This is a genomic window from Bacillus sp. FSL M7-1345, assembly GCF_038006985.1.
Classification (GTDB): Bacteria; Bacillota; Bacilli; order Bacillales; family Bacillaceae_G; genus Bacillus_A; species Bacillus_A cereus_U.
The window spans coordinates 1,038,215-1,057,374 of record NZ_JBBOWG010000001.1 but is presented as its reverse complement, the minus strand read 5'-3'; the positions used below and the strand labels follow the sequence as shown (position 1 = coordinate 1,057,374).

The window sequence follows — 19,160 nt, the reverse complement described above, 5'->3', positions numbered from 1 at the left end:
CTTCTTTCCAAATGATGGTACATTTATTATTTGAAAAAGGACTATCTTTATGTATATAATCTTCGAAGTTTTTCACAAGAGTTGATATAATAGAGACAAACTATAAAGGGGGCATTAAAATGAAGGCTATTATTTCATACGAAACACCTCTAGAACAAGCACATTTCACTGCAAAAAATAACGAAAAAGATATGTTTTATAAAGAAAATACTGAAGAATCTGTAGAATCCTCACTTCAATATGACGTATTAGACGCTGTTGGAGAATTTAAAGGACAACCTGGCTACATCGTTTGTAACAACATTTCTGTCACAGACGAAGGTCGCCCTGTATTTGAAAACCGTTTTAAAAACCGTGCAGGTCTTATCGAAAACGAACCTGGTTTCCAAGCAATCCGCGTTCTTCGCCCATTAAGTAATGATACATATGTCATTTTAACGATGTGGGAAACAGAGCAAAACTTTAAAGACTGGACAGAATCACGTTCATTCGAAAACGCTCATAAAAAACGCCCTGCACAAGCAGAAGGACAAGCACAGGCGCATCCACATGCAGAACAGCAAAAAAGCATTTTCTCTCGCCCGTCGTTCGTGACTACTTTTGATGTGTTAGTTTAATTTTCGTAGTTCGGAGCCTGCGGTATGTGAAATTATATCGGCGATTTTTCGAATATATCGGCGCAACTCGAAATATATCAGCGATTTTTCGAATATATCGACCGCAACTCAAATTATATCAGCGATTTTTTGAATATATCGACTTATCGACAAATGACGACACAAAAAAGGAAACACCATTACACACTGGTGTTTCCTTTTTCTTTGTACCAATTATATATGCGAAGCGCGTCTTCTTTTCGCATATGCTTCACTTCATAACCATGTCCCGCTACCGATACGGCAGCTGTACATAACTCTTCTTTCTTTTGAAAATGCGACTGATTATATCCTACTGCTTGAACATGCCTTCTTCGCATGATCCCTGTATATTTCGCAAGGCCTCGGTACACCATTACTAACTGATTTTCTCGTATCATATATCCACCACTTTTATATCTAGCGTATGCAAGTAACGTAAATACAATAAATAACGGTATAAGAACGAACAACGCAGTATGTTGTTTAAAATATATACTCGCACCGGCGATCGGCATTGCGAGCACAGCACTTGTAATCCAGCCCATTACGACGTAACGGCGCAATGCAGCCTTCGGTAAATGAACGATTTCCTCTTCTACTTCATACGGCAACTGTAAATATGCGAGTAACTGCTGCACATCTTTCTTCTTCATAAAAGGATGTAACATCACTTCATCCCCGGCGGATTCTATACTTTGAATCACTTCCACTTCGACAGAACAATAACCGAAAGGCTGCCGAAGAATTCCTTCTTTCACAGTAATCGCTTGAATGCGGTGTAATTTTAAAACAAACTCTTTCTTATCAAATAACCCTTGAACGATACGAATTTCATTTCTGTTTCGCTCAATTTTAAAGTTCGCATATTTTAACGCATAGCCAGCTGTAGAAATGACCCACGAAATTACCATTAAAATCGCGGCCATAACGATTAATTCATATACACCGTTATCCATCACATACGCTTCCACTTTATTTATGAGCCATTTTGGTAGAAATTGATTAAACTCTGAGTAAATAAGAAGAAGTCCAGAAAATACTAACCCGAATCTACCAGATGTAATAGATGCGAATAAAATTTCTTTCGCTGTTAACTGATAAATCGTCTTACTTTCTTCTTCCGCAGGCGTCTCTTCACTCACAACGCTTCTTTCTTTATGTAATAAGGCAATTAGTTCCTTCGCTTCTTCTTCTTTAATACCCGCTAACATCACTTCTGGCTCAGTACCGCCGCCAGCTACTTCAATATTTAGCTTCGTAAGTCCAAGTAATTGATAAATAACGTTAGAAGACGTACTAATATTTTGCACACGGTCTTTATTTAAATAGCTTTCTTTCTTCACGAACACACCATGTTTTATATGTAAAATATTATTTTCAACCCAGTACACTTTAAAATACCATTTTACAGCTGAGAAAATAGCCATAATAGTTAAAAGGAACAATAAAACAAAATAAAATAAATACCACGGTTCATTCTCGTCTGAACGAAATAGAACAAGAAAAATAAAAGGCAACAAACCTGCAATTCGAATACCTAACAAAATCGTGATTGGATGTTGCCTCTTACACACCCTCATCACTCACTTTCGCAAGCTCTCCAATTTGTCTTTTCAACTGCTCTGCTTCTTCTTTCGTTAAACCTGGAATACTATGAGAAGTTGCCGCTGTTGAAATATGTAATTCTGCTAAATTATACTTTCTCATAATCGGCCCTTGTTCAATTGTAACGTGCTGCACGCGGATCATCGGAATAAGTACGCGTTTTACAACGAACATTCCCTTTTGAATCTCAATCTCTTCTTCATTTAATCTATAACTATAATAACGTTGACGTAAATTTGGAAATACAAAATAATCAAGTGGTATGTATATAACTGCTCCTGTCACTAACAATCCAAACAACCAGCCCCACCAATTAAAATTAATCATAAAAAAGAAATACGCTATTACGACTGCTAGTATAACCGCTGCCCCAATTAAAGCATGAATCCTCCACACTTTTAGCATATTAGAATGAATCTCCTTTTCTAACGGCTGCATCTCATCACTCCAATTATATGAATTTATTAATTATATATTAGTTGTTATATACAGTTTTGTAAAATTATAGTTTTCTACATCATATCCATTACTTCTTTAAAATCCCCTTCATTGATGGAATATACTTGAAACTGCATGTAATCTATTTCATTCGTATCCGGATCAACAAATGGAAAAATGTTGAATTTAGAAGCTGATCTTCCTAACATATCTACAATCATTAGAGAAACGTCAATATATTCGAAGTCTACACGGAATACTACTGCTTCTCCCGTAAATTCATAATCTTTAATCGCATCATACGACTTATTCGCACTAATTAACATCACTTTTAATAGTTGGTTCAAATTTTCTGGTTTAAAATTAATCATATACTCAGCTCCTTTTTTCAATAAAACACTATGAAAACAGTGTAATCTTATAATTTCATAGCCTCACACATCAATTATATTAAAAATAAAGCTAGTTTTTTATAATTTTTTTGATATAATTACTTACGGGAAAAGGGAAGACATTTATCTTCCCTTGTGTTTTTATTTGCATCTAGTACTTTTGCTAGATGCTTTTTTTTATGCTAAAAAGGTATCCTCCAATAAGAAGGATACCTTTTTACTTTCATTATCTCTGTTTTGTTGCTGTTAAAATCCCACTGCCTAGTACACTTGCGATTTATAACTATCTAAAGTTACAGATTAATAGTAGATTCAGAAAAATAACTTTACATTTTGTAGAATAATTTTTCTATGTCATATCTCCGTTACATCGTACTACTTCACTTTCTACCTGTGTTGTTCCACAATCGCACCCTATTCTGGAATAAGCTAATGAATATTTTTCTCATTCTATCATTTTTCACTTTACTAGGGACCCGAAAATCAACATATTATTTGAAGCTTGGAGCGAAGATAAAAGAAGTACAAGATCGTTTAGGCCACTCAATGTGAAGACAACGATGGATATCTATGCTCATGTTGCTTTTAGTAACAATTAAAAGACCAGAACATCTAATAATAGACGTTCTGGTCTTTTTGCCATCATTAATTTAGTAATCTTGCCCACCATATGGATTAGCAGAAATGCTTCTATTTTCTGAGTCATATTCATCACAATACCAACCATCTACATCAGCAAAATGTAGCGTTTCGTCTCCACAATTTTCACAATATGCTTCAATATTATTTGCCATAATTTCACACGCTCCTATTAGAAATTAGAAATTATAATTTAAAAATGGTAACTTTACACTAGTGTCTACTTCTCCTGTATACAACTCTACAAATGCATTTGAAGTTTCATGCGGTATATAGATTGTTGTGACTTTCTCGTCAATATGTACGTAAGCAATTACTTCCATGTATTCATCACAGTCTTTCATAGGTACAAAGGTTAGACAAGGAGATACCCCTAAAGGTACTTCTTTCTTATCTATAAATTCCTTACACATGACAGTCTTCTCTACTTGATATGTAGTTATATGTACATTGTCTACTTCTGTTATTTTTACATTAGTCGGTATCTCTATCCCTAATAGATTACACCAACTGTTTAAGATGGACTTTTTCTCTGTACTTAATATAATTTCACCTTCACCATTTAAAACAAAAAGAGACTCCTTTTGGTCTCTCCCTACTTTTACCTGTTTCATCTCAATCATATTGCATACCCCTTTGTGAGCTATTAGTTGAAGTATTGTTTCAGTAACTCACTACCTGTTTTAAGTCTTGTATAATATTGCCCATCTTTCTTCTCGAATTCACCGTTGTTAGCAAATTCTTTCTTTACACTTTCTAAGTTTGATGAATCAATAATACCAAACACATCGCCTATTTCAAAGTTACCTTCTTCATTTATACACTCTTCTAATAAGTAGTGTTTGTCTTCTTCTAAAGGAACTATCTTACCTTTTGTAATCGAATACAAATGTTTTGTTTCCTCTACCTGTACCGTAATAAAAATCCAACCAACTCTTACAATGGTACATGGCGTTAACCCCTCAAATGTAAGTGCAACTACTTTTTGGTCTTTCTTGAATTTCCCCATCCTTGATACCCCTTTTAAATAGATTTATTTCTCCTAAAGTCTACTATTTTATAGCGTAACCATAGTCTCTCAAACATCTATCTGCCCTAAGTAATACATCTCTAAGAGTTTCCTTTTCTGTATATCCTAGTTCACTAATCTTTTTTTTTTGCATATTCTAGTTCACTATCAATCGTATTCCAGTATACTTTACCGTATTTCGTTACAGTTTCTACATGAATATCCTCAACATAAGCTTCGTGTCGTTCCATTACATCTTTACCGTTTTCTCTGTATCCTAAATACTTATAGAATGCACCTACCCCTAAGTCTTCTCCTGTACCACTTACCTTAGTGAAACCTGCTCTTGCACTACCTATATGGAATGGCATGTTCTACCCCTCTCTTATTTTAATATAATATTATAGCGTTCTCTTTGTTGTGAACTCATAAACTGCCCTACAAATTGTAGTTCATGCCATTTAAACTCTTTCATTTGCTGTTTTTGTTTATTTGTTTTCAAGTTTACTTTGACTACCATTTTAAAGGCTTGCTGACCTGTTTCATTTAATGTATTGTAGAAACTTTTTAAATAACTAATCTGTAAAGGAGATAGTTTACCATCTTCCTTTATTTGTTTTACAATACTATTATAGAAGTTATTATTCTTTGGTACAATTTTCTCATCTAATTCACGGTTTAAGAATCGTTTTAAATAATCATTCTTATCTTCTGTTAGACGTTTCTCTGTAACTACGTTTCCTTTTGTATCATAGAAAGTTTCTGTAAATCCTTCTGTAAACTTCTTGATACATTCAGAACCTACTACCATTTCTTGCTTGTTTAGTCGATTGATAATTGTAAACTCATAACGGATTCTTTCATGGCAACATAGATGACAGTTTGCTCCACAAAACTTATTGTCTACCATTCCATAATATACCCATTCTTGCTTTGCCTTTGAAAAATTATGCTTTTCTACACTTTGTAATAAATTGAAATTTTTTTATAGAGCTAACCTGCATGGTTAGTTCTATAAGAATTAAAGAAGATGACCTCTGTTGAATGATATGATCCCCTTATAGTAGACAGTTGAAAGAAAGTTACTTTACTGTTTATTATGGAGGGGATTTTTTATGGGGAAAATTAGAAGAACTTTTTCAATTGATTTTAAAATGAAAGCTATTGAATTGTACTTACATAGAGGAATTGGAAGTAAGCTAATTGGAAAGGAATTAGGAGTTACATATTCAGTTGTAGATAGATGGATTAAAAAATATAAAAATGAGGGTATTCTGGGCCTACAAGAAAAACGTGGAAGATCTAAACAAACAAATGAAATAAGTCAAGATGCTAGAATACAACGATTAGAAGCGGAAAATGCATACTTAAAAAAGCTATTAGATACGAAAAGGGGGATGAGATCAAAAAAAGTAAATCAGTAGAATATGAGGTCATTCATACCTTAAAACAAAATTTTTCAATTGTATTGCTTTGTGAAATTGCAGGTGTTTCAAGAAGTGGATATTATAAGTGGAAAAAAAGAATCAACAATCCCTCTGAAAAGATGAAAGAGGACCAATTTATCATGTCTAAAATAGGAGAATGCGAACGAGATCCAGATATAAATGGCAGCTATGGTTACCGAAGAATTTGTATATGGCTCAAAAAGTATTATGGTTTACAGGTAAATCACAAAAGAGTATATCGTTTAATGAGGAGAATGGGGCTACAAGCTAAGATTCGAAAGAAAAAGTGGCGGCATTTTGGTTTAAAAGAACAATGCGTCGTGTCGGAAAATCTGTTAAACAGAGAGTTTTCAACTACAAGACCAAATGAAAAATGGGTTACAGATATAACTTATCTTACCTTTAATAATAAGCGCATATATCTTTCAGTGATACTAGATCTTTACAATAACGAAGTTGTGGCCTACCAAATGAGCGAATACAACAATTTAAAATTAGTTACAGATACAGTCAATAAAGCCTTAAGAAAAAGAAAAGCCTGCGAAACAGTATTACATAGCGACCGAGGTTATCAGTATACGTCAAAAAAATATAACCAATTACTTAAAAAGCACAAAATAACTGTGAGTATGTCTAGGAAGGGAAATTGTTACGATAATGCATGTATAGAGAGCTTTTTTAGTCATTTTAAGGCAGAATGCTTTTATAGACATACCTTTTATGAAAAGGCAGAAGTTTTTAAGGCCACTAAAAGATATATAAGCTATTACAATAACAAAAGATTTCAAAAAAGATTAAACAACCTTAGTCCTATTGAATTTGGAACTAAGGCTGCTTAATGAAAAGGCACCTAATCTATTACTGTCTACTTGACAGGGGTAAGACCAGAATACAGAAATCATCTTCTTGTTGTTGCATAACTTTTTTCAAAATGCCCCTTACAAAGGGTACAGATTAATCATTAAGCTTCTTTTATTATCTACTGTTTTCATAAATCATTATAACTACCAAAATATTTTTCACAAAAGTTTACCGTTATTTATGATACGGTTCACCGTACATACTTAAATGGCCGTTTTCACTTCTAAAATATACATGAATCTTTACTAGAAATATAAAGATTCATCGTATCCTCTTCATCGATTTAGTGCATTTCAATAACTGTACCATCTTCGAATACCTTGAATACTCCAGTAAATCCTGATCCAGCTGCGCCTTCTATTTTATATGTCGTACGCACTCTAATTTTATAATATTTCTTTCCATTTTCTACTTGAGTATCCTCTAGAGTGTAATCATATTCTTCATTATATTCTTTTTTGATATATTCTTTAGCTTTCTCAAAAGTAAATGCATCTTGATTCTTTCCTGTCTCTACCTTTTGATTCTTCTCTGTCTCTACTTTTTGGTTCTTTTCTGTCGCTACCTTTTGATTCTTTTCCGTCTCTGCTTTTTGGTTCTTTTCTGTTACTGCCTTTTGATTTTTTTCTGTCTCTGCTTTTTGGTTCTTTTCTGTCGCTACCTTCTGATTCTTTTCTGCCTCTACCTTTTGGTTCTTCTCTGTCGCTACCTTTTGACTCGTTACTGCATCATTTTTTTGTGCCTTCGCTGCTGCCGTTACATTCTTTGCATTTTTTTCTTCTTCACCAATTTTAGTGATTAATCCTAAAGCTTTTTTATTATATTCTTCAAGATTCTTGTTATCTTTTGTTTCTGAAACTACCTTATTTAACATCTCTTTCGCTTCTGCATAATTTTTCTTACTTATTAACTCTTCACTTTTCACCAGCTGCTCTTCATACTTCTTTTTTTGTTCTAAGATCGCTACTAATGCTGTTCGTTCTTCCTTTGCTTGTTTTATAAGCGCATTACTTCCATTCTTCACGCTCTCTACTTTTTCAAGTGACTTGATCGATTCTTCTAATTTTACTTCTTCTTTTAGCTTCACTGCTTCAATCATTGCTTTCGTTTGCTCTACAAACACTTTTGCATCTGAATCATCTTTTTTCTCATCTAGTGCTCTTTCAAATGATGATAAAGCATTTTTATATTCTTTATTCGTTAACGCCGTCTTCCCCTCATCCATCGCTTTTTCAAAATCCCCATTACTACATCCCGCTAGCATTAAAAACGTAAGTCCAATTACTGTTAATAACTTTCTCATTTTCTCTCCCCCTATATATGCCTAAAACAATAACGTCATATGTATAAAAGTCTGTGTAGTAATTAGACTGAAAGTAAACTATGTACTACATTTTGTGTTGGAAAAGAAGTACATTTCATTCACTATCATTACTTAAAATTCCTAAATAGTTGGTAGTCTTCTTCTTTTAAGACAGAAAGGAATTTTAATAATGTGCATAAAGCTCTCACTCAGGCTCTTTACTACACACACTCTTATACACATAGAAAAACTATTTTTAGTTTGCTATTTTTTTAATTTTACATATTCTCGGTTGATTGGCTACGAACTACAATTCGTAACATACCGAAAAACAAAAGAAAACAAACTGTAACATAAGTTACGTTTCGTAACTCTCTTGTAATATAAATGTAACATAAGGTTTTAAAACATACAATAGTTTTTTTACATTATTTTCCCCCATCTATATTTTAAGGCGTCCATACGATTCCAATCCTTAGTGTAAATAAGGATTCTTCATAAGAGTATGCAATGGATCTCGCCTCATTATCATCAAGTCAAAAAGTAAACAGTACTCTGAAACGAGAATTTCGTACACTAATAAAAAAAGCCTACTAATTAAAGTAGACTTAAAATAATGCCGTATAAATTTTACACCTAAAGATTTTTTAAGATTATCAAATTAATAGTTTGTCAGTTCATGTTCAGGAGTTTGAATAATAACAGGATTTTTCCCTGGATCGATCCATCTCAACATATCAATAACATTTTGTTTATCTACACCTGTACACCCTTCTGTCCATGAAGTAGAAACATGGAAGAAGATTGCGCTTCCTTTGTATGGTGTACGTGATTCAGTATTATAATTAATTACGAATCCATAATCATATGCTGGAATATACATATTTTCAGCTGATTTCCATCTACCTCTTACAGGCTTTTCCTGTAAAGTATTATAGTATGGAGATGTAGAATCATCTACCCAAACATGATTTTGCGTTAAATTAATAAAGGGAAGTTTCGTACCAGGATTCCCTTGTCTACCGAAAGCTGCACCAATTGTGTATTTTCCTCTTGGCGAACTCATACCACTTTCACTCATCTCAACTGCAAAACCTTTTTTCCCAATATATCCACTTATATTCTTTTGCTCTCTCCATTTCCCATTTGAATTTTCAAATGTACGAACTTGAGCTTGATTTGTATTATATCCTTTTGTTGTAACTAAGATGACCTGTTGATTATTTTGGATCGTTTTTAAGTTATCAATAACTGTTCTAGATTCATTCATATTCATCCATTGTAGACCTGAACCAGTTCTTATACGCAACCACGTACCTCTCTCTTCAACTACTGTCACCGTTTGCGCTGTATATTTTACAAGTACATTCGCCGAGTCCGCTGGATAATCATATGTGAAAAATTCTCTATTAATATGAATTCTTTTCTCGTTTAATAAGATCCATTTGAACCCTTGATATGTATGGATTTTAACCCAGCCATCTCCTCTTTCTTCATACACTGTTACAGTTTGCGGGGCACCTTCAAAAGCGATTCCTGAAGATAATGATGCATCGTGATAAGCAAAGAAAGATTTGGACATCTGAATTTGTTTACGTTTGAACTCTTTATCTTTTGAAGTATCTGTTCGAGCAACTAAACTTACAGTTTCAGCACGAGTAATCGTTTGATCAGGCTTCCAATTATCATCACCGTATCCACTTGAAATACTTAATTCAACTAGGATGTTTACATGTTTCTCGCTCCAATGCTCTTTTAAGTCGTTAAATACTGTTGGAGGATTCCCTGTCACTTTCTCTTGTAATTTGTATGCATTTACTAACATAGAAGCCATTGCGCCCCTCGTTAGCTTTCCAGTAGGATTAAACTTCCCGTTCCCATCTCCTTTAATAACACCCGCTTTTTCTATAGCCGCAATATACGGAGCTGCCCAATGCTTTTTTGAGTCATCAAAAGAAGGCTTTGCCGATTGATCGATAGGAAGATCCAATATTTTAGCCATAATTGTTGCGGCTGCCCCTCTATCTATCTCTAAATTTGGTGAAAACGTACCATCAGGCATACCTGACAATACATTTTTATTTATAAGATAGTCTACTGATGGCTTTACCCAACCAGGAACATCAGGAAAACTATTTGGAGCTGCTTGTACTTTTGATGGTTGCTCTTGCTGTATCACGTTCTCTTGTTTTGTTTGTTCTTTCGGAGCTTCCGTTTCCACTTCATTCTTCAGCTGATTTTGTTGCATTTCAGCTACTGTTTCTGCCTTTTCCTCTACTTTCACTTTTGAATCGCTCTCTTTATTTACCTGATCTTGTTGCGCTTCAATTTCTTTTTTCACTTGATCTTCCTGAGCTTTTATTTCACTTTCTTTTTGTTGCGAAAGAACACGTTCCTCTTCTACTGTGTATTGTGTAGAATCGATTTTATTATTAGCTGCATGTTCAATTTCAGCTAATGAACTTGAAGAAATAGCAAGAGACCCTACTGCAATCATACTTATTGTTGCGATTTTTATAATCTTCATATTTATATACGTTCTCCTCTTTCTGATTAAACTACATCGTAGTACCTCGACCTTTTGTGATTCATTTCACAAAATCTATCGTAATCATAAACTGATAAATGTTAATTATAACCTTTTACCCTAAATATTCCAATAGATAGTTTAGAAGCCTTTTTTGAAACTGGCCTTCCTATTACTTTATCATCTTTAGTTTTTTATTTTGTAAAACGGTGCCAATTCTTTAATCACTAAATAAAACATGTTATTACTTCTCTTTCTATAAGTAATAACATTTTCTACTTATAAACCACTTAACAAATTTGCTTCCAACTAGCATCCTTCACATCTTCGCTAGCCGGCTTTCTAACTAACCCCACACAACATTCCTCGCAAGCACCAAACGCAATGAAATTTTTCTGTGCTTGCCTTAGCGAAACTTCATTTGCTCCGCCTTCATAGTCCTGATCGTTAAACTGAACGGGATCATCTTCCCAATAACATATGTTACAAATTTCATATGTGCCGGGTGGTTCTTCTTCTAATGTTTTATATCCGCAGCATGGACACGTGTATTTCATTTTGTCACTCCATTATTAACTTATTTTTTTCTCCCATATATTCCGGTTCACAAAAAATGTAACAGCGCAAATCATAGTTATCCCCATGAAATACATCATATGAAGAGTACGAACTTCTTCATATGCTGCTGGAACTCCTACCATTACAGACAAAAAGATAAAAACAATACTAAAAGCTAAAAGCAGATATAATAGTAAAGATATAATATAGCTTAATTTAAATGGTAAAATGATAAATCTAAACAATAACTCTCCAAGAAGACAGCCACCTAAAATAATAGGTGCTCCAAAATACAATGTAAGGACTCCCATTTGCGAAGTAGATTGAATTACCTTTCCAAGTATGTTCGGCGAAGTCATCTCATTATTTTTTCCCATCCTATCATATAAATCAAGTACCGTTACTGAAATAAAGAAACTTAATATAGAAAATGAATACGGAACTAAAAATTTGCTCAATCTCACTCACCTCACTTTTTCCTTTACATATATTATTCATTATTTTCTATCATTTTTACATAAAAAAATAACCCTCTATGATAAAACATAGAGGGAAGAATTTCTATATAAAGTGAAACTTTAATCAGTGGGGGTTTTGTTCATCCCCACTGATTACCAGCCCGCACCAATCGGGCGTTTACGGGCAGTTGATCTCCCACCTAACTTCTTTGCTCCACCTGAATTTTGAGGTGGGAGATCAACTGCCCACAAATAGCGGGATAAAAACCTATACCTCATCCTGAAGTGAACCCCGAAAACAGAACACATATCAAAACACCTAAACCATCTGTTCCCTATATTCTTTAGGGGATAAGTGGTTTAGATGTTTTATTAGAAGGTAGTACCTTCTTTTTTATAATATTCTTTTGAAATCTCTTCATAGAATGCTGCCGATGTCGCGTAGAAATAAGGTGCTAACCATAAGAAACCGATTCCAAACGTAAGAATACTTAAAATGAACCAGCCCAGGAAACTTAAGCATAGTAAAAAGTAATCCATTTTATGTCCATTCATCATACGGCGACTTTCGGTAATTGCTTGATTCGCTGTGTATTCTGGATGATCATTCAAAATAAAATACGTCATAGAATAAGAAAATGATTTAATAATACCCGGAATAATAAGAAGTAATGTCCATAGAATCAAGTATACATACATTAATAAATATGTTAAAAACGACTTCATAAGCTTACTTCCATCGCTAAACCATCTAAATATATGACCGATGCGAACACTAGTCCCACGGATTGCATTTAAAACAAGATAATAGGCGCCTATTGTTAACGGACCGATAACAAGCATTGCAATAATACTTACTGTAAGCGAATCACTTGCTTCTTTCCAACCCCAAAACATCGAGAAAACACCTGTGATTAGAAGTTCAACAGCTCCAATAAGGATTCCAAGTAATAGGGTTGCACCTACCGCTAATCCCCATTTTCCTTTTAATGCATCAAGTGCTTCTCTTTTCAACTGACTTATCATATATAACCTCCTACTATTATTTCTATATTAGTATACCATTTATATCAAAAATTTCACGAATTTCCCTGAAATAGAAGGATACAACCTTTTTTCTGATACGTATTGAGAAATGTGATCTGTATTTGCACCCATATATAAATTACACTAAAGAAAACCTAGTCCAATTGCAAACTACTCATTTTTCTATAACAAAAAGGCCTGCCTTTCATACTAGGCAAGCCATTCCAAATTAATTCTCACTTATTCTCTTCTTATACCAATCCTGCATTCTCTCCGCATCTTCTACTCTCGTATGCTCTAGTTTATAGTTCGATGATGCACTAGAAAACGTATACGTACATAAATCCGCTCGGCGCTGGAAATATGATTGTGTTTTCTCGATTGACTGGACGTGTCTTCTTCTGACAAGTCCTGTATGTTTTCCAATACTACGATGTACAATCGTAATTTGTTCTCCATTTACACTGTAACCATTTGTTTTAAATGTTGCGTATCCAAGTGTAAAGATAAGGATTGCTAGCGGTAATAACGCCCACATGATGTAATACTTTTCAAAGTATATGCTTATTCCCGTCAGCGGGATTGCTAGCATTGCGAAGAAGATGAAACTATCAATGAGATAGCGCCGTAATGCTGCTTTTGGTAATGAAATAATATTTGTATTCAGTTCGTATGGTAATTGTAAATGTGCGAGTAACTGTTGCACGCGATCTTTTCGAATAATTGGATGTAGCGTAACTTTTTCTTCTTTTCCTTCACTTTGAATGACTTCTACTTGCACAGCACAATAACCGAACGGTTGGCGTAATATACCTTCCTTTATCGTAATACCTTGAATGCGGTGTAACTTTAGTACGAGTTCTTTTTTCTCAAGTAACCCTTGCGAAATACGAACTTCATCATTTTTTCGATTTACTGTGAAATTACCATGTTTTAACGCGTAACCAATTGTGGATATAATCCAAGAAACGACGAGCAAAATGGCTACCATGTAAATCCAGCCATATATATCATGATCCATTACATACGACTCTACGCTATTTTTTATCCATTTCGGAATGTACTCATCCACTTGGTTATAAACGACAAATATTAAAGAGAATAATAATCCAAATTGACCAGATGTAATAGACGCTAATAAAATTTCTTTCCACGTTAACTTGTACTCTGTCGCTTGTTCTTCCTCTGTAATAATTTCTGTTTCTACTACTTCTTCTGATGTTTCTTCTGCTTTCACTTCTGGCGTTGGCTCATTTAGCATTGCAATAAGCTCAGTCGCCTCTTCTACTGTAATACCAGCTAAGCTAACTTCTGCATCATCGCCTCCGCCAGCTGTTTCGATTTTAATTTTCTTTAGTCCTAACACTTGATACAGCATGCCTGAACTCGTATTAATCGTTTGGACACGTTCTTTATTTAAGTAGCTCTCCTTCTTCACAAAGAGCCCTTGTTTCACATGTAATACGTTATTTTCAACCCAGTATGTTGTGTAATACCATTTTTCAAACGCTGAAAAAACGGTGAGTAAACCGAATCCAGCGGGAATTAAATACCAAAATGGGAACTTTCCGTTTAAACTAAACATGAAAATAATTAATGGTATAAAATCTGTTAATTTTAATTCTAATAACATCGTGATTGGATGCTGCCTCTTATACATCCTCATCACTCACTTTCGCTAATTCTGCGATTCTCGTTTTTAACATTTCAGCTTCATACATTGTTAAACCAGGAATGCTATGAGAAGTTGCCGCCGTTGAAATATGTAATTCTGCTAATCCATGTTTTCTCATAATTGGTCCTTGTTCAATTGTAACGTGCTGTACACGAATCATCGGTACTAATACGCGCTTTACAACGAAAAGACCGTGCTGAATTTCAAGCTCTTCTTCATTTAGTTGGTAGCTGTAATAACGTTGACGCAGTTTCGGGAATACGAAGTACGAAAATGGTGCTAGCGCAACTGTTAACCCAACCATCACATACAAAATCCACGCCCACCAATCAAACTTTATCATGAGGAAAAGGTATACTAAGATGACGAGAATACCTATCCCTTCTTCAATTACAGCACGAATTTTCCACACCTTGACCATGTCAGGATGAATTTCATTTTTCAATGGATCCATGTAACCACTCCAAATCTATTAATCTAATATATGAATTGTCTCAATCTATATTTTACATAACTTTACATAAAATTGAAAATTTATTATTTATTCCCCCTTCATGACGTTTTTCACATTTTGAATCCAAATTTCTTTATACTTTAACTGGAATCCTATTAATATGTAATTACTCATATTATCAATAACGAGCGCTAACGTATGCGCATTTTCTTCAGTTGCATGTTGTGACACAACACCAAGTTCCACACCTTGCTTCAATAAATCGTGAAATCCATTTAAGAAATCTTCTTGTATTTCAAATAAGCGTTTCTGGTACTTTTCATTTCGCGTCGCAGTTACGATGAATTCATTTATAACGCGTAATATACCTTCTTGACCTCTATACTCCGACAACATATGTAAACCATCTGCGATTAACTTTTCTGCAAAGTTTTCTTTCGTATATTGTTCTATAACGAAGTAATTTGCGAAATGATACCCAGAAAAAATCTCTTCAAATAAAAAATCAACTAGCGCTTCTTTAGACGGAAAATGATAATAAATAGCTGGCTTTGATATGCCTACTTCTTTCGCAATCATTGAAAGACTCATCTTCTCAATGCCGTGCTCTGCCATTAGTTTAAATGATGCATCTACAATGTGCTGCGATGTTTGTAAATTTTTTGTCATACTATACCTCTTCTATTTTTACTTACCGGTCGGTAAGTAAATTGTAAAATGAAAAGGAATGATTTGCAAGTTAATTAGAGTTTTAAAAGGAACTTCTTGATGAACCTAGAAAAATATAAAGTAAAAACAATGTATAACGATAAGGAGGATTTTCATATGGGATCTGGCGGTAAAGGTGGTAGCGGCGGTGGTGAAGATGGTAAGAGCGGTAGTAGTGGGCTTTTATTACTCATTCTGCTCTTTATCGTATTCATTATAATTGGAGCTAGTTATAGTGTGCTTAACTTCTAAGAAAAGACACAATTCAGTTAGTTATAGTAGCGTAGAAAACTGAAACAGATTAAAATTTTCCTTCTTAAGGTTTCTTCACCAATAAGGGCACACAAAATAAAAAGCCCCGGTTATATTTAACAGCCAGCGCTTTCTATTTTCAGTATTCTTATAATGCTTCAGCTATATTTCGCGCTCTGTCGCACATGTAAATCATTATTGATCATCCACAATAATATAGGCTGTTCTAATTGGTCCATGTACACCTACGACAAGATTCATTTCAATATCCGCGCTATTTGACGGACCCGAAACGAAATTCACACAAGCGGGCAGGTTTTCTCCCGCTTTATTTTGATCATGAATCAGTTTTGTAGCATGGGTTAATCTTGGTACAATCGTACTTTTAGGAACAATTGCAATGTATGACTCTGGAAGCAGACTAACATGTCTTCCTTTTAACCCATCATTAAATAGCACAACGGTTCCTGATTCTGCCAGAGTCATATCACTGAACGTAATGCCAAGGTCGGCAGCTTTCGCAAATGCTATGTCCTCTTCTTTATGATCTAATCCCCATGTACGAAAATGTGTTGTACCTTCATTGCTGAAACATGGCGTAAGACCATACTCATTAAAGCGCTCATCATTCGAACATATAACAGATTTGATATTCCATTCTTTTATAAAAGACCCCAATGTTTCAACAAGATTTTCCGTTGTTGTTCGCTTTACTTCTGTATGAATTACTTCGCAGTGCTCTATTAACTTTAATACAAGTTCGTCTTGCGCCAGTCCGTCAAAAACATTCCACTGCGGGGAAAAAGACCATTTCGGTTTTTTCACTGCTTCTGGACGTTTTCTACCAAGCTTTTCTGATAATTGGAGTAAAAATTCCTCACGATTTTGGATGGCCATCATCGTTCTCCTTTACGTGTTTTTCAAACCACTCTCGAAACGGTTGTTTTTTCGGAACTGGAAAATCTCTCGCGTCCGTCCAAGCTTTTAACGGTCCAATGCCGCGCTCAATCTTATCTCCTTTTGCGAGAGGTTTTAATGCATACGGAGCGCTCTTCGCTGCAAAAGAAAATAGTCTAGGACTCTTCACCGCTTTTTCAAAACCTTTCATAGCCACGTTCCAAGCTACGGGTGATTGTTTTTCTTCTACAATGCGGCTGCGATGTTTAATTAATAAGTCGTGTAACGGGATTTTCACTGGACACGCTTCTGTACAAGCACCACAAAGGCTAGATGCATAAGGCAAATCCTTATATTCATCATATCCCCCTAAAAGCGGTGTTAACACAGCTCCAATTGGTCCTGGATAAATAGAGCCATATGCATGTCCACCAATATGCCTGTATACAGGACACACATTAATACATGCCGCGCAACGAATGCACTGAAGGACACTTTGGAATTCTGTTCCTACAATATCGGAACGACCATTATCAACAATGACTAAATGAAATTCCTCAGGTCCATCTGTCCCGCCAGGCTCAGTTAACCCTGTAATATAACTTGTTAACTTTTGTCCTACAGAACTTCGGCAGAGTAGTGTTACTAAAACATCAAGCTCTTCCCATGTCGGAACAATACGTTCCATCCCCATAACTGTAATCAACGTTTTCGGAAGTGTCGTAGTAAGCCTTGCATTTCCTTCGTTCGCTACGATAGAAATTGACCCAGACTCTGCAACAGCAAAGTTACATCCAGTCACCCCTATATCCGCTGCAAAAAAATCATCACGTATATACGATCTTACAAACCTCGCCATTTCCGTCGGATCAGATGTTCCCGTATAATCTAACTTTGTTTTAAATATTTCACAAATGTGTTCTTTATCCTTGTGAAGGCACGGAACAACAATATGTGACGGCGGATCGTGGTCGTTCACTTGTAGAATAAATTCAGCAAGATCTGTTTCTAACACTTCCGCTCCAGCTTCTTCAATCGCTTCATTTAAACTGATTTCTTCCGTTACCATCGATTTTGATTTCACAATTTTTTTCGCGTTTTTCTTTTTTACAATCTCTTTTACATATTCCCTTGCGTCTTCTGCAGTCTTTGCAAAATAAACAAAACCACCGTTTTTCTCAATATTTTCACTCAGCTCATATAAATAATAATCAAGGTTTTCTAATGTATGCTTTCGAATTTCTTCTCCTAAAGCTCGCCATTCTTCCCAGTTTCCAAGACTCTCAGTAGCTTTTAATTTCTTGATTCTAAGACCATCTTGCGCTTTCCTGACAGCCTGTCGCATAAATGGATCCCCAATGCCTGTTTTAGTACGCTTATGAAAGGGATCGTTCCCAATTTTCATTCCCATCTCTATATCCCCCCTTGTTTTCGATCTTCATTTAATACTTGAGCAATATGTTTTACATCAATTGGATAACCATTGCGTGTTAAACGTCCTTTTATATTCATTAAGCAGCTACAATCCATCCCAATTAACACTTCCGCACCGGTTTCCATAATATGCTTTACTTTTTCCTCAACCATTTGCTCAGAAATTTCTGGCATTTTCACTGAGAATGTACCCCCAAATCCGCAGCAATCATAATTATGCGGCAGTGAAACAACTTCCAGTCCCTTTACACATTTTAATAATTTTTGCGGTGGTTCCTTAATCCCCATTAATCGGCTCATATGACAAGATGTATGAACCGTTGCTTTTTTATGAAGCTCCGCACCTAAGTCTTCTTTCCCTAATACTTCCACAAGAAATTGTGTGAACTCATATGTTTTATTTCCAAGTTCAGTAGCTTTTTTCTTCCACTCCACTTCACTTTCAGAAAATAAGCTAGAAAACTCGTGAACCATCATAGCGCAAGAGCCCGATGGTGCCACAACATATTCTGAACTAGCAAAGGCTTCAATCATATGTTTTGCAGCTGTTTTTGTTTCTTTAACATACCCGCTATTATAAGCTGGTTGTCCGCAGCAAGTTTGAGTTTTAGGAAAATCCACTTCACACCCTAAATCTTCAAGAATTTCCACAACATCTCTTCCTACTTCTGGATAAAAAACATCTGCAACACAAGTAATAAATATTGATACTTTCATATTTGCACCCCTAAATACAGTAAAGTAAGCTCAAGTAGCTTTATAAACAAATCCACCTTATCTGTATATTATTGGTAAAAAACAAAAAAATATGAATAGAAATAGCAAAAAAAGACTCTCA

General features: G+C 34.9%; 22 protein-coding genes and 1 pseudogene. 4 read left to right on the top strand and 19 right to left on the bottom strand.

Features of this window, described 5'->3' with window-relative positions; genetic code table 11:
• The first annotated feature begins 119 nt into the window (after positions 1 to 119).
• Positions 120 to 617, top strand: coding sequence for a heme-degrading monooxygenase HmoB (hmoB, locus tag MHB76_RS05465; protein ID WP_016104107.1), 498 nt, complete (start codon positions 120 to 122; stop codon positions 615 to 617).
• A gap of 179 nt (positions 618 to 796) precedes the next feature.
• On the opposite strand, the gene MHB76_RS05460 is transcribed toward hmoB, so the two are convergent.
• The 8 genes and pseudogenes from MHB76_RS05460 to MHB76_RS05425 form a co-directional block, all read right to left on the bottom strand.
• Positions 797 to 2,212: a PH domain-containing protein gene (locus tag MHB76_RS05460; RefSeq protein ID WP_340985909.1), complete on the bottom strand. Its 1,416-nt coding sequence runs from the start codon at positions 2,210 to 2,212 to the stop codon at positions 797 to 799.
• Positions 2,205 to 2,681, bottom strand: coding sequence for a PH domain-containing protein (locus MHB76_RS05455; RefSeq protein WP_088031239.1), 477 nt, complete (start codon positions 2,679 to 2,681; stop codon positions 2,205 to 2,207). The genes MHB76_RS05460 and MHB76_RS05455 overlap by 8 nt, the downstream gene beginning before the upstream one ends.
• 74 nt (positions 2,682 to 2,755) lie before the next feature.
• Positions 2,756 to 3,052 (bottom strand): protoporphyrinogen oxidase, encoded by a 297-nt coding sequence (locus MHB76_RS05450; RefSeq protein ID WP_340985907.1) that lies wholly within the window; start codon positions 3,050 to 3,052, stop codon positions 2,756 to 2,758.
• Between the two features lie 671 nt (positions 3,053 to 3,723).
• Positions 3,724 to 3,867, bottom strand: a complete 144-nt coding sequence (locus MHB76_RS05445; protein ID WP_016104104.1) for a hypothetical protein — start codon at positions 3,865 to 3,867, stop codon at positions 3,724 to 3,726.
• A gap of 24 nt (positions 3,868 to 3,891) precedes the next feature.
• Positions 3,892 to 4,335: a hypothetical protein gene (locus MHB76_RS05440; RefSeq protein ID WP_002202867.1), complete on the bottom strand. Its 444-nt coding sequence runs from the start codon at positions 4,333 to 4,335 to the stop codon at positions 3,892 to 3,894.
• A gap of 23 nt (positions 4,336 to 4,358) precedes the next feature.
• The gene (locus MHB76_RS05435; RefSeq protein ID WP_016104102.1) at positions 4,359 to 4,721 is read right to left on the bottom strand and encodes a hypothetical protein; all 363 of its coding nucleotides are present in this window, start codon (positions 4,719 to 4,721) and stop codon (positions 4,359 to 4,361) included.
• A gap of 43 nt (positions 4,722 to 4,764) precedes the next feature.
• A pseudogene (locus tag MHB76_RS05430) lies at positions 4,765 to 5,092 on the bottom strand (hypothetical protein).
• 14 nt (positions 5,093 to 5,106) lie between these two features.
• Positions 5,107 to 5,631, bottom strand: a complete 525-nt coding sequence (locus tag MHB76_RS05425) for a hypothetical protein (protein ID WP_078173360.1) — start codon at positions 5,629 to 5,631, stop codon at positions 5,107 to 5,109.
• A gap of 205 nt (positions 5,632 to 5,836) precedes the next feature.
• Here MHB76_RS05425 and MHB76_RS05420 point away from each other — a divergent pair, with 205 nt between their 5' ends.
• Both MHB76_RS05420 and MHB76_RS05415 read left to right on the top strand, forming a co-directional pair.
• Positions 5,837 to 6,145 (top strand): helix-turn-helix domain-containing protein, encoded by a 309-nt coding sequence (locus MHB76_RS05420; RefSeq protein WP_078175295.1) that lies wholly within the window; start codon positions 5,837 to 5,839, stop codon positions 6,143 to 6,145.
• Positions 6,067 to 7,008: an IS3 family transposase gene (locus tag MHB76_RS05415; protein ID WP_139358357.1), complete on the top strand. Its 942-nt coding sequence runs from the start codon at positions 6,067 to 6,069 to the stop codon at positions 7,006 to 7,008. Before MHB76_RS05420 ends, MHB76_RS05415 begins: the two co-directional genes overlap by 79 nt.
• Before the next feature lie 305 nt (positions 7,009 to 7,313).
• Here the strand turns inward: MHB76_RS05415 and MHB76_RS05410 are convergent, their stop codons facing one another.
• The 8 genes from MHB76_RS05410 to MHB76_RS05375 all read right to left on the bottom strand — a co-directional run bounded on the left by MHB76_RS05410 (position 7,314) and on the right by MHB76_RS05375 (position 15,700).
• Complete coding sequence (locus MHB76_RS05410) at positions 7,314 to 8,333, bottom strand: hypothetical protein (protein ID WP_078174784.1); 1,020 nt, start codon at positions 8,331 to 8,333, stop codon at positions 7,314 to 7,316.
• Positions 8,334 to 8,994: 661 nt separating this feature from the next.
• Positions 8,995 to 10,581, bottom strand: coding sequence for an S-layer homology domain-containing protein (locus MHB76_RS05405; protein ID WP_078174827.1), 1,587 nt, complete (start codon positions 10,579 to 10,581; stop codon positions 8,995 to 8,997).
• Between the two features lie 569 nt (positions 10,582 to 11,150).
• Positions 11,151 to 11,417: a CPCC family cysteine-rich protein gene (locus MHB76_RS05400; RefSeq protein WP_078174785.1), complete on the bottom strand. Its 267-nt coding sequence runs from the start codon at positions 11,415 to 11,417 to the stop codon at positions 11,151 to 11,153.
• Between the two features lie 15 nt (positions 11,418 to 11,432).
• Entirely contained in the window at positions 11,433 to 11,882 is a 450-nt protein-coding gene (locus tag MHB76_RS05395; protein ID WP_439823137.1) for a hypothetical protein, read from the bottom strand.
• A 366-nt stretch (positions 11,883 to 12,248) separates the two neighbouring features.
• Entirely contained in the window at positions 12,249 to 12,902 is a 654-nt protein-coding gene (locus tag MHB76_RS05390; RefSeq protein WP_078174786.1) for a DUF975 family protein, read from the bottom strand.
• 229 nt (positions 12,903 to 13,131) lie between these two features.
• On the bottom strand, positions 13,132 to 14,562 hold the full coding sequence (locus MHB76_RS05385; protein WP_078174787.1) for a PH domain-containing protein: 1,431 nt from the start codon (positions 14,560 to 14,562) through the stop codon (positions 13,132 to 13,134).
• A complete protein-coding gene (locus MHB76_RS05380; protein WP_000371347.1) occupies positions 14,555 to 15,031 on the bottom strand; it encodes a PH domain-containing protein in 477 nt (158 codons plus the stop codon). The genes MHB76_RS05385 and MHB76_RS05380 overlap by 8 nt, the downstream gene beginning before the upstream one ends.
• 87 nt (positions 15,032 to 15,118) lie before the next feature.
• Entirely contained in the window at positions 15,119 to 15,700 is a 582-nt protein-coding gene (locus tag MHB76_RS05375) for a TetR family transcriptional regulator (protein ID WP_199710026.1), read from the bottom strand.
• A gap of 156 nt (positions 15,701 to 15,856) precedes the next feature.
• On the opposite strand from MHB76_RS05375, the gene MHB76_RS05370 reads away from it, so the two are divergent.
• Complete coding sequence (locus tag MHB76_RS05370) at positions 15,857 to 15,991, top strand: sporulation protein YjcZ (RefSeq protein WP_139358341.1); 135 nt, start codon at positions 15,857 to 15,859, stop codon at positions 15,989 to 15,991.
• A 195-nt stretch (positions 15,992 to 16,186) separates the two neighbouring features.
• Here MHB76_RS05370 and MHB76_RS05365 read toward each other — a convergent pair whose 3' ends face one another.
• Genes MHB76_RS05365 through MHB76_RS05355 form a run of 3 tightly spaced genes read right to left on the bottom strand, consistent with a single transcriptional unit; the run spans position 16,187 to position 19,039 of the window.
• On the bottom strand, positions 16,187 to 16,888 hold the full coding sequence (locus MHB76_RS05365; RefSeq protein WP_078174790.1) for a LutC/YkgG family protein: 702 nt from the start codon (positions 16,886 to 16,888) through the stop codon (positions 16,187 to 16,189).
• On the bottom strand, positions 16,869 to 18,299 hold the full coding sequence (locus tag MHB76_RS05360; RefSeq protein WP_340985896.1) for a LutB/LldF family L-lactate oxidation iron-sulfur protein: 1,431 nt from the start codon (positions 18,297 to 18,299) through the stop codon (positions 16,869 to 16,871). Before MHB76_RS05360 ends, MHB76_RS05365 begins: the two co-directional genes overlap by 20 nt.
• Positions 18,300 to 18,301: 2 nt before the next feature.
• On the bottom strand, positions 18,302 to 19,039 hold the full coding sequence (locus MHB76_RS05355) for a heterodisulfide reductase-related iron-sulfur binding cluster (RefSeq protein WP_199710024.1): 738 nt from the start codon (positions 19,037 to 19,039) through the stop codon (positions 18,302 to 18,304).
• Positions 19,040 to 19,160: the final 121 nt, after the last annotated feature.

What these genes read in the sequence shown, in the direction of transcription:
- MHB76_RS05355 (WP_199710024.1), bottom strand. Translation starts at nt 19,039, where the DNA reads ATGAAAGTATCAATATTTATTACTTGTGTTGCAGATGTTTTTTATCCA.
- MHB76_RS05420 (WP_078175295.1), top strand. Translation starts at nt 5,837, where the DNA reads ATGGGGAAAATTAGAAGAACTTTTTCAATTGATTTTAAAATGAAAGCT.
- MHB76_RS05365 (WP_078174790.1), bottom strand. Translation starts at nt 16,888, where the DNA reads ATGGCCATCCAAAATCGTGAGGAATTTTTACTCCAATTATCAGAAAAG.
- hmoB (WP_016104107.1), top strand. Translation starts at nt 120, where the DNA reads ATGAAGGCTATTATTTCATACGAAACACCTCTAGAACAAGCACATTTC.
- MHB76_RS05425 (WP_078173360.1), bottom strand. Translation starts at nt 5,631, where the DNA reads ATGGTAGACAATAAGTTTTGTGGAGCAAACTGTCATCTATGTTGCCAT.
- MHB76_RS05445 (WP_016104104.1), bottom strand. Translation starts at nt 3,867, where the DNA reads ATGGCAAATAATATTGAAGCATATTGTGAAAATTGTGGAGACGAAACG.
- MHB76_RS05405 (WP_078174827.1), bottom strand. Translation starts at nt 10,581, where the DNA reads ATGCAACAAAATCAGCTGAAGAATGAAGTGGAAACGGAAGCTCCGAAA.
- MHB76_RS05450 (WP_340985907.1), bottom strand. Translation starts at nt 3,052, where the DNA reads ATGATTAATTTTAAACCAGAAAATTTGAACCAACTATTAAAAGTGATG.
- MHB76_RS05435 (WP_016104102.1), bottom strand. Translation starts at nt 4,721, where the DNA reads ATGGGGAAATTCAAGAAAGACCAAAAAGTAGTTGCACTTACATTTGAG.
- MHB76_RS05385 (WP_078174787.1), bottom strand. Translation starts at nt 14,562, where the DNA reads ATGTATAAGAGGCAGCATCCAATCACGATGTTATTAGAATTAAAATTA.
- MHB76_RS05440 (WP_002202867.1), bottom strand. Translation starts at nt 4,335, where the DNA reads ATGATTGAGATGAAACAGGTAAAAGTAGGGAGAGACCAAAAGGAGTCT.
- MHB76_RS05380 (WP_000371347.1), bottom strand. Translation starts at nt 15,031, where the DNA reads ATGGATCCATTGAAAAATGAAATTCATCCTGACATGGTCAAGGTGTGG.
- MHB76_RS05370 (WP_139358341.1), top strand. Translation starts at nt 15,857, where the DNA reads ATGGGATCTGGCGGTAAAGGTGGTAGCGGCGGTGGTGAAGATGGTAAG.
- MHB76_RS05390 (WP_078174786.1), bottom strand. Translation starts at nt 12,902, where the DNA reads ATGATAAGTCAGTTGAAAAGAGAAGCACTTGATGCATTAAAAGGAAAA.
- MHB76_RS05455 (WP_088031239.1), bottom strand. Translation starts at nt 2,681, where the DNA reads ATGCAGCCGTTAGAAAAGGAGATTCATTCTAATATGCTAAAAGTGTGG.
- MHB76_RS05375 (WP_199710026.1), bottom strand. Translation starts at nt 15,700, where the DNA reads ATGACAAAAAATTTACAAACATCGCAGCACATTGTAGATGCATCATTT.
- MHB76_RS05400 (WP_078174785.1), bottom strand. Translation starts at nt 11,417, where the DNA reads ATGAAATACACGTGTCCATGCTGCGGATATAAAACATTAGAAGAAGAA.
- MHB76_RS05360 (WP_340985896.1), bottom strand. Translation starts at nt 18,299, where the DNA reads ATGGGAATGAAAATTGGGAACGATCCCTTTCATAAGCGTACTAAAACA.
- MHB76_RS05410 (WP_078174784.1), bottom strand. Translation starts at nt 8,333, where the DNA reads ATGAGAAAGTTATTAACAGTAATTGGACTTACGTTTTTAATGCTAGCG.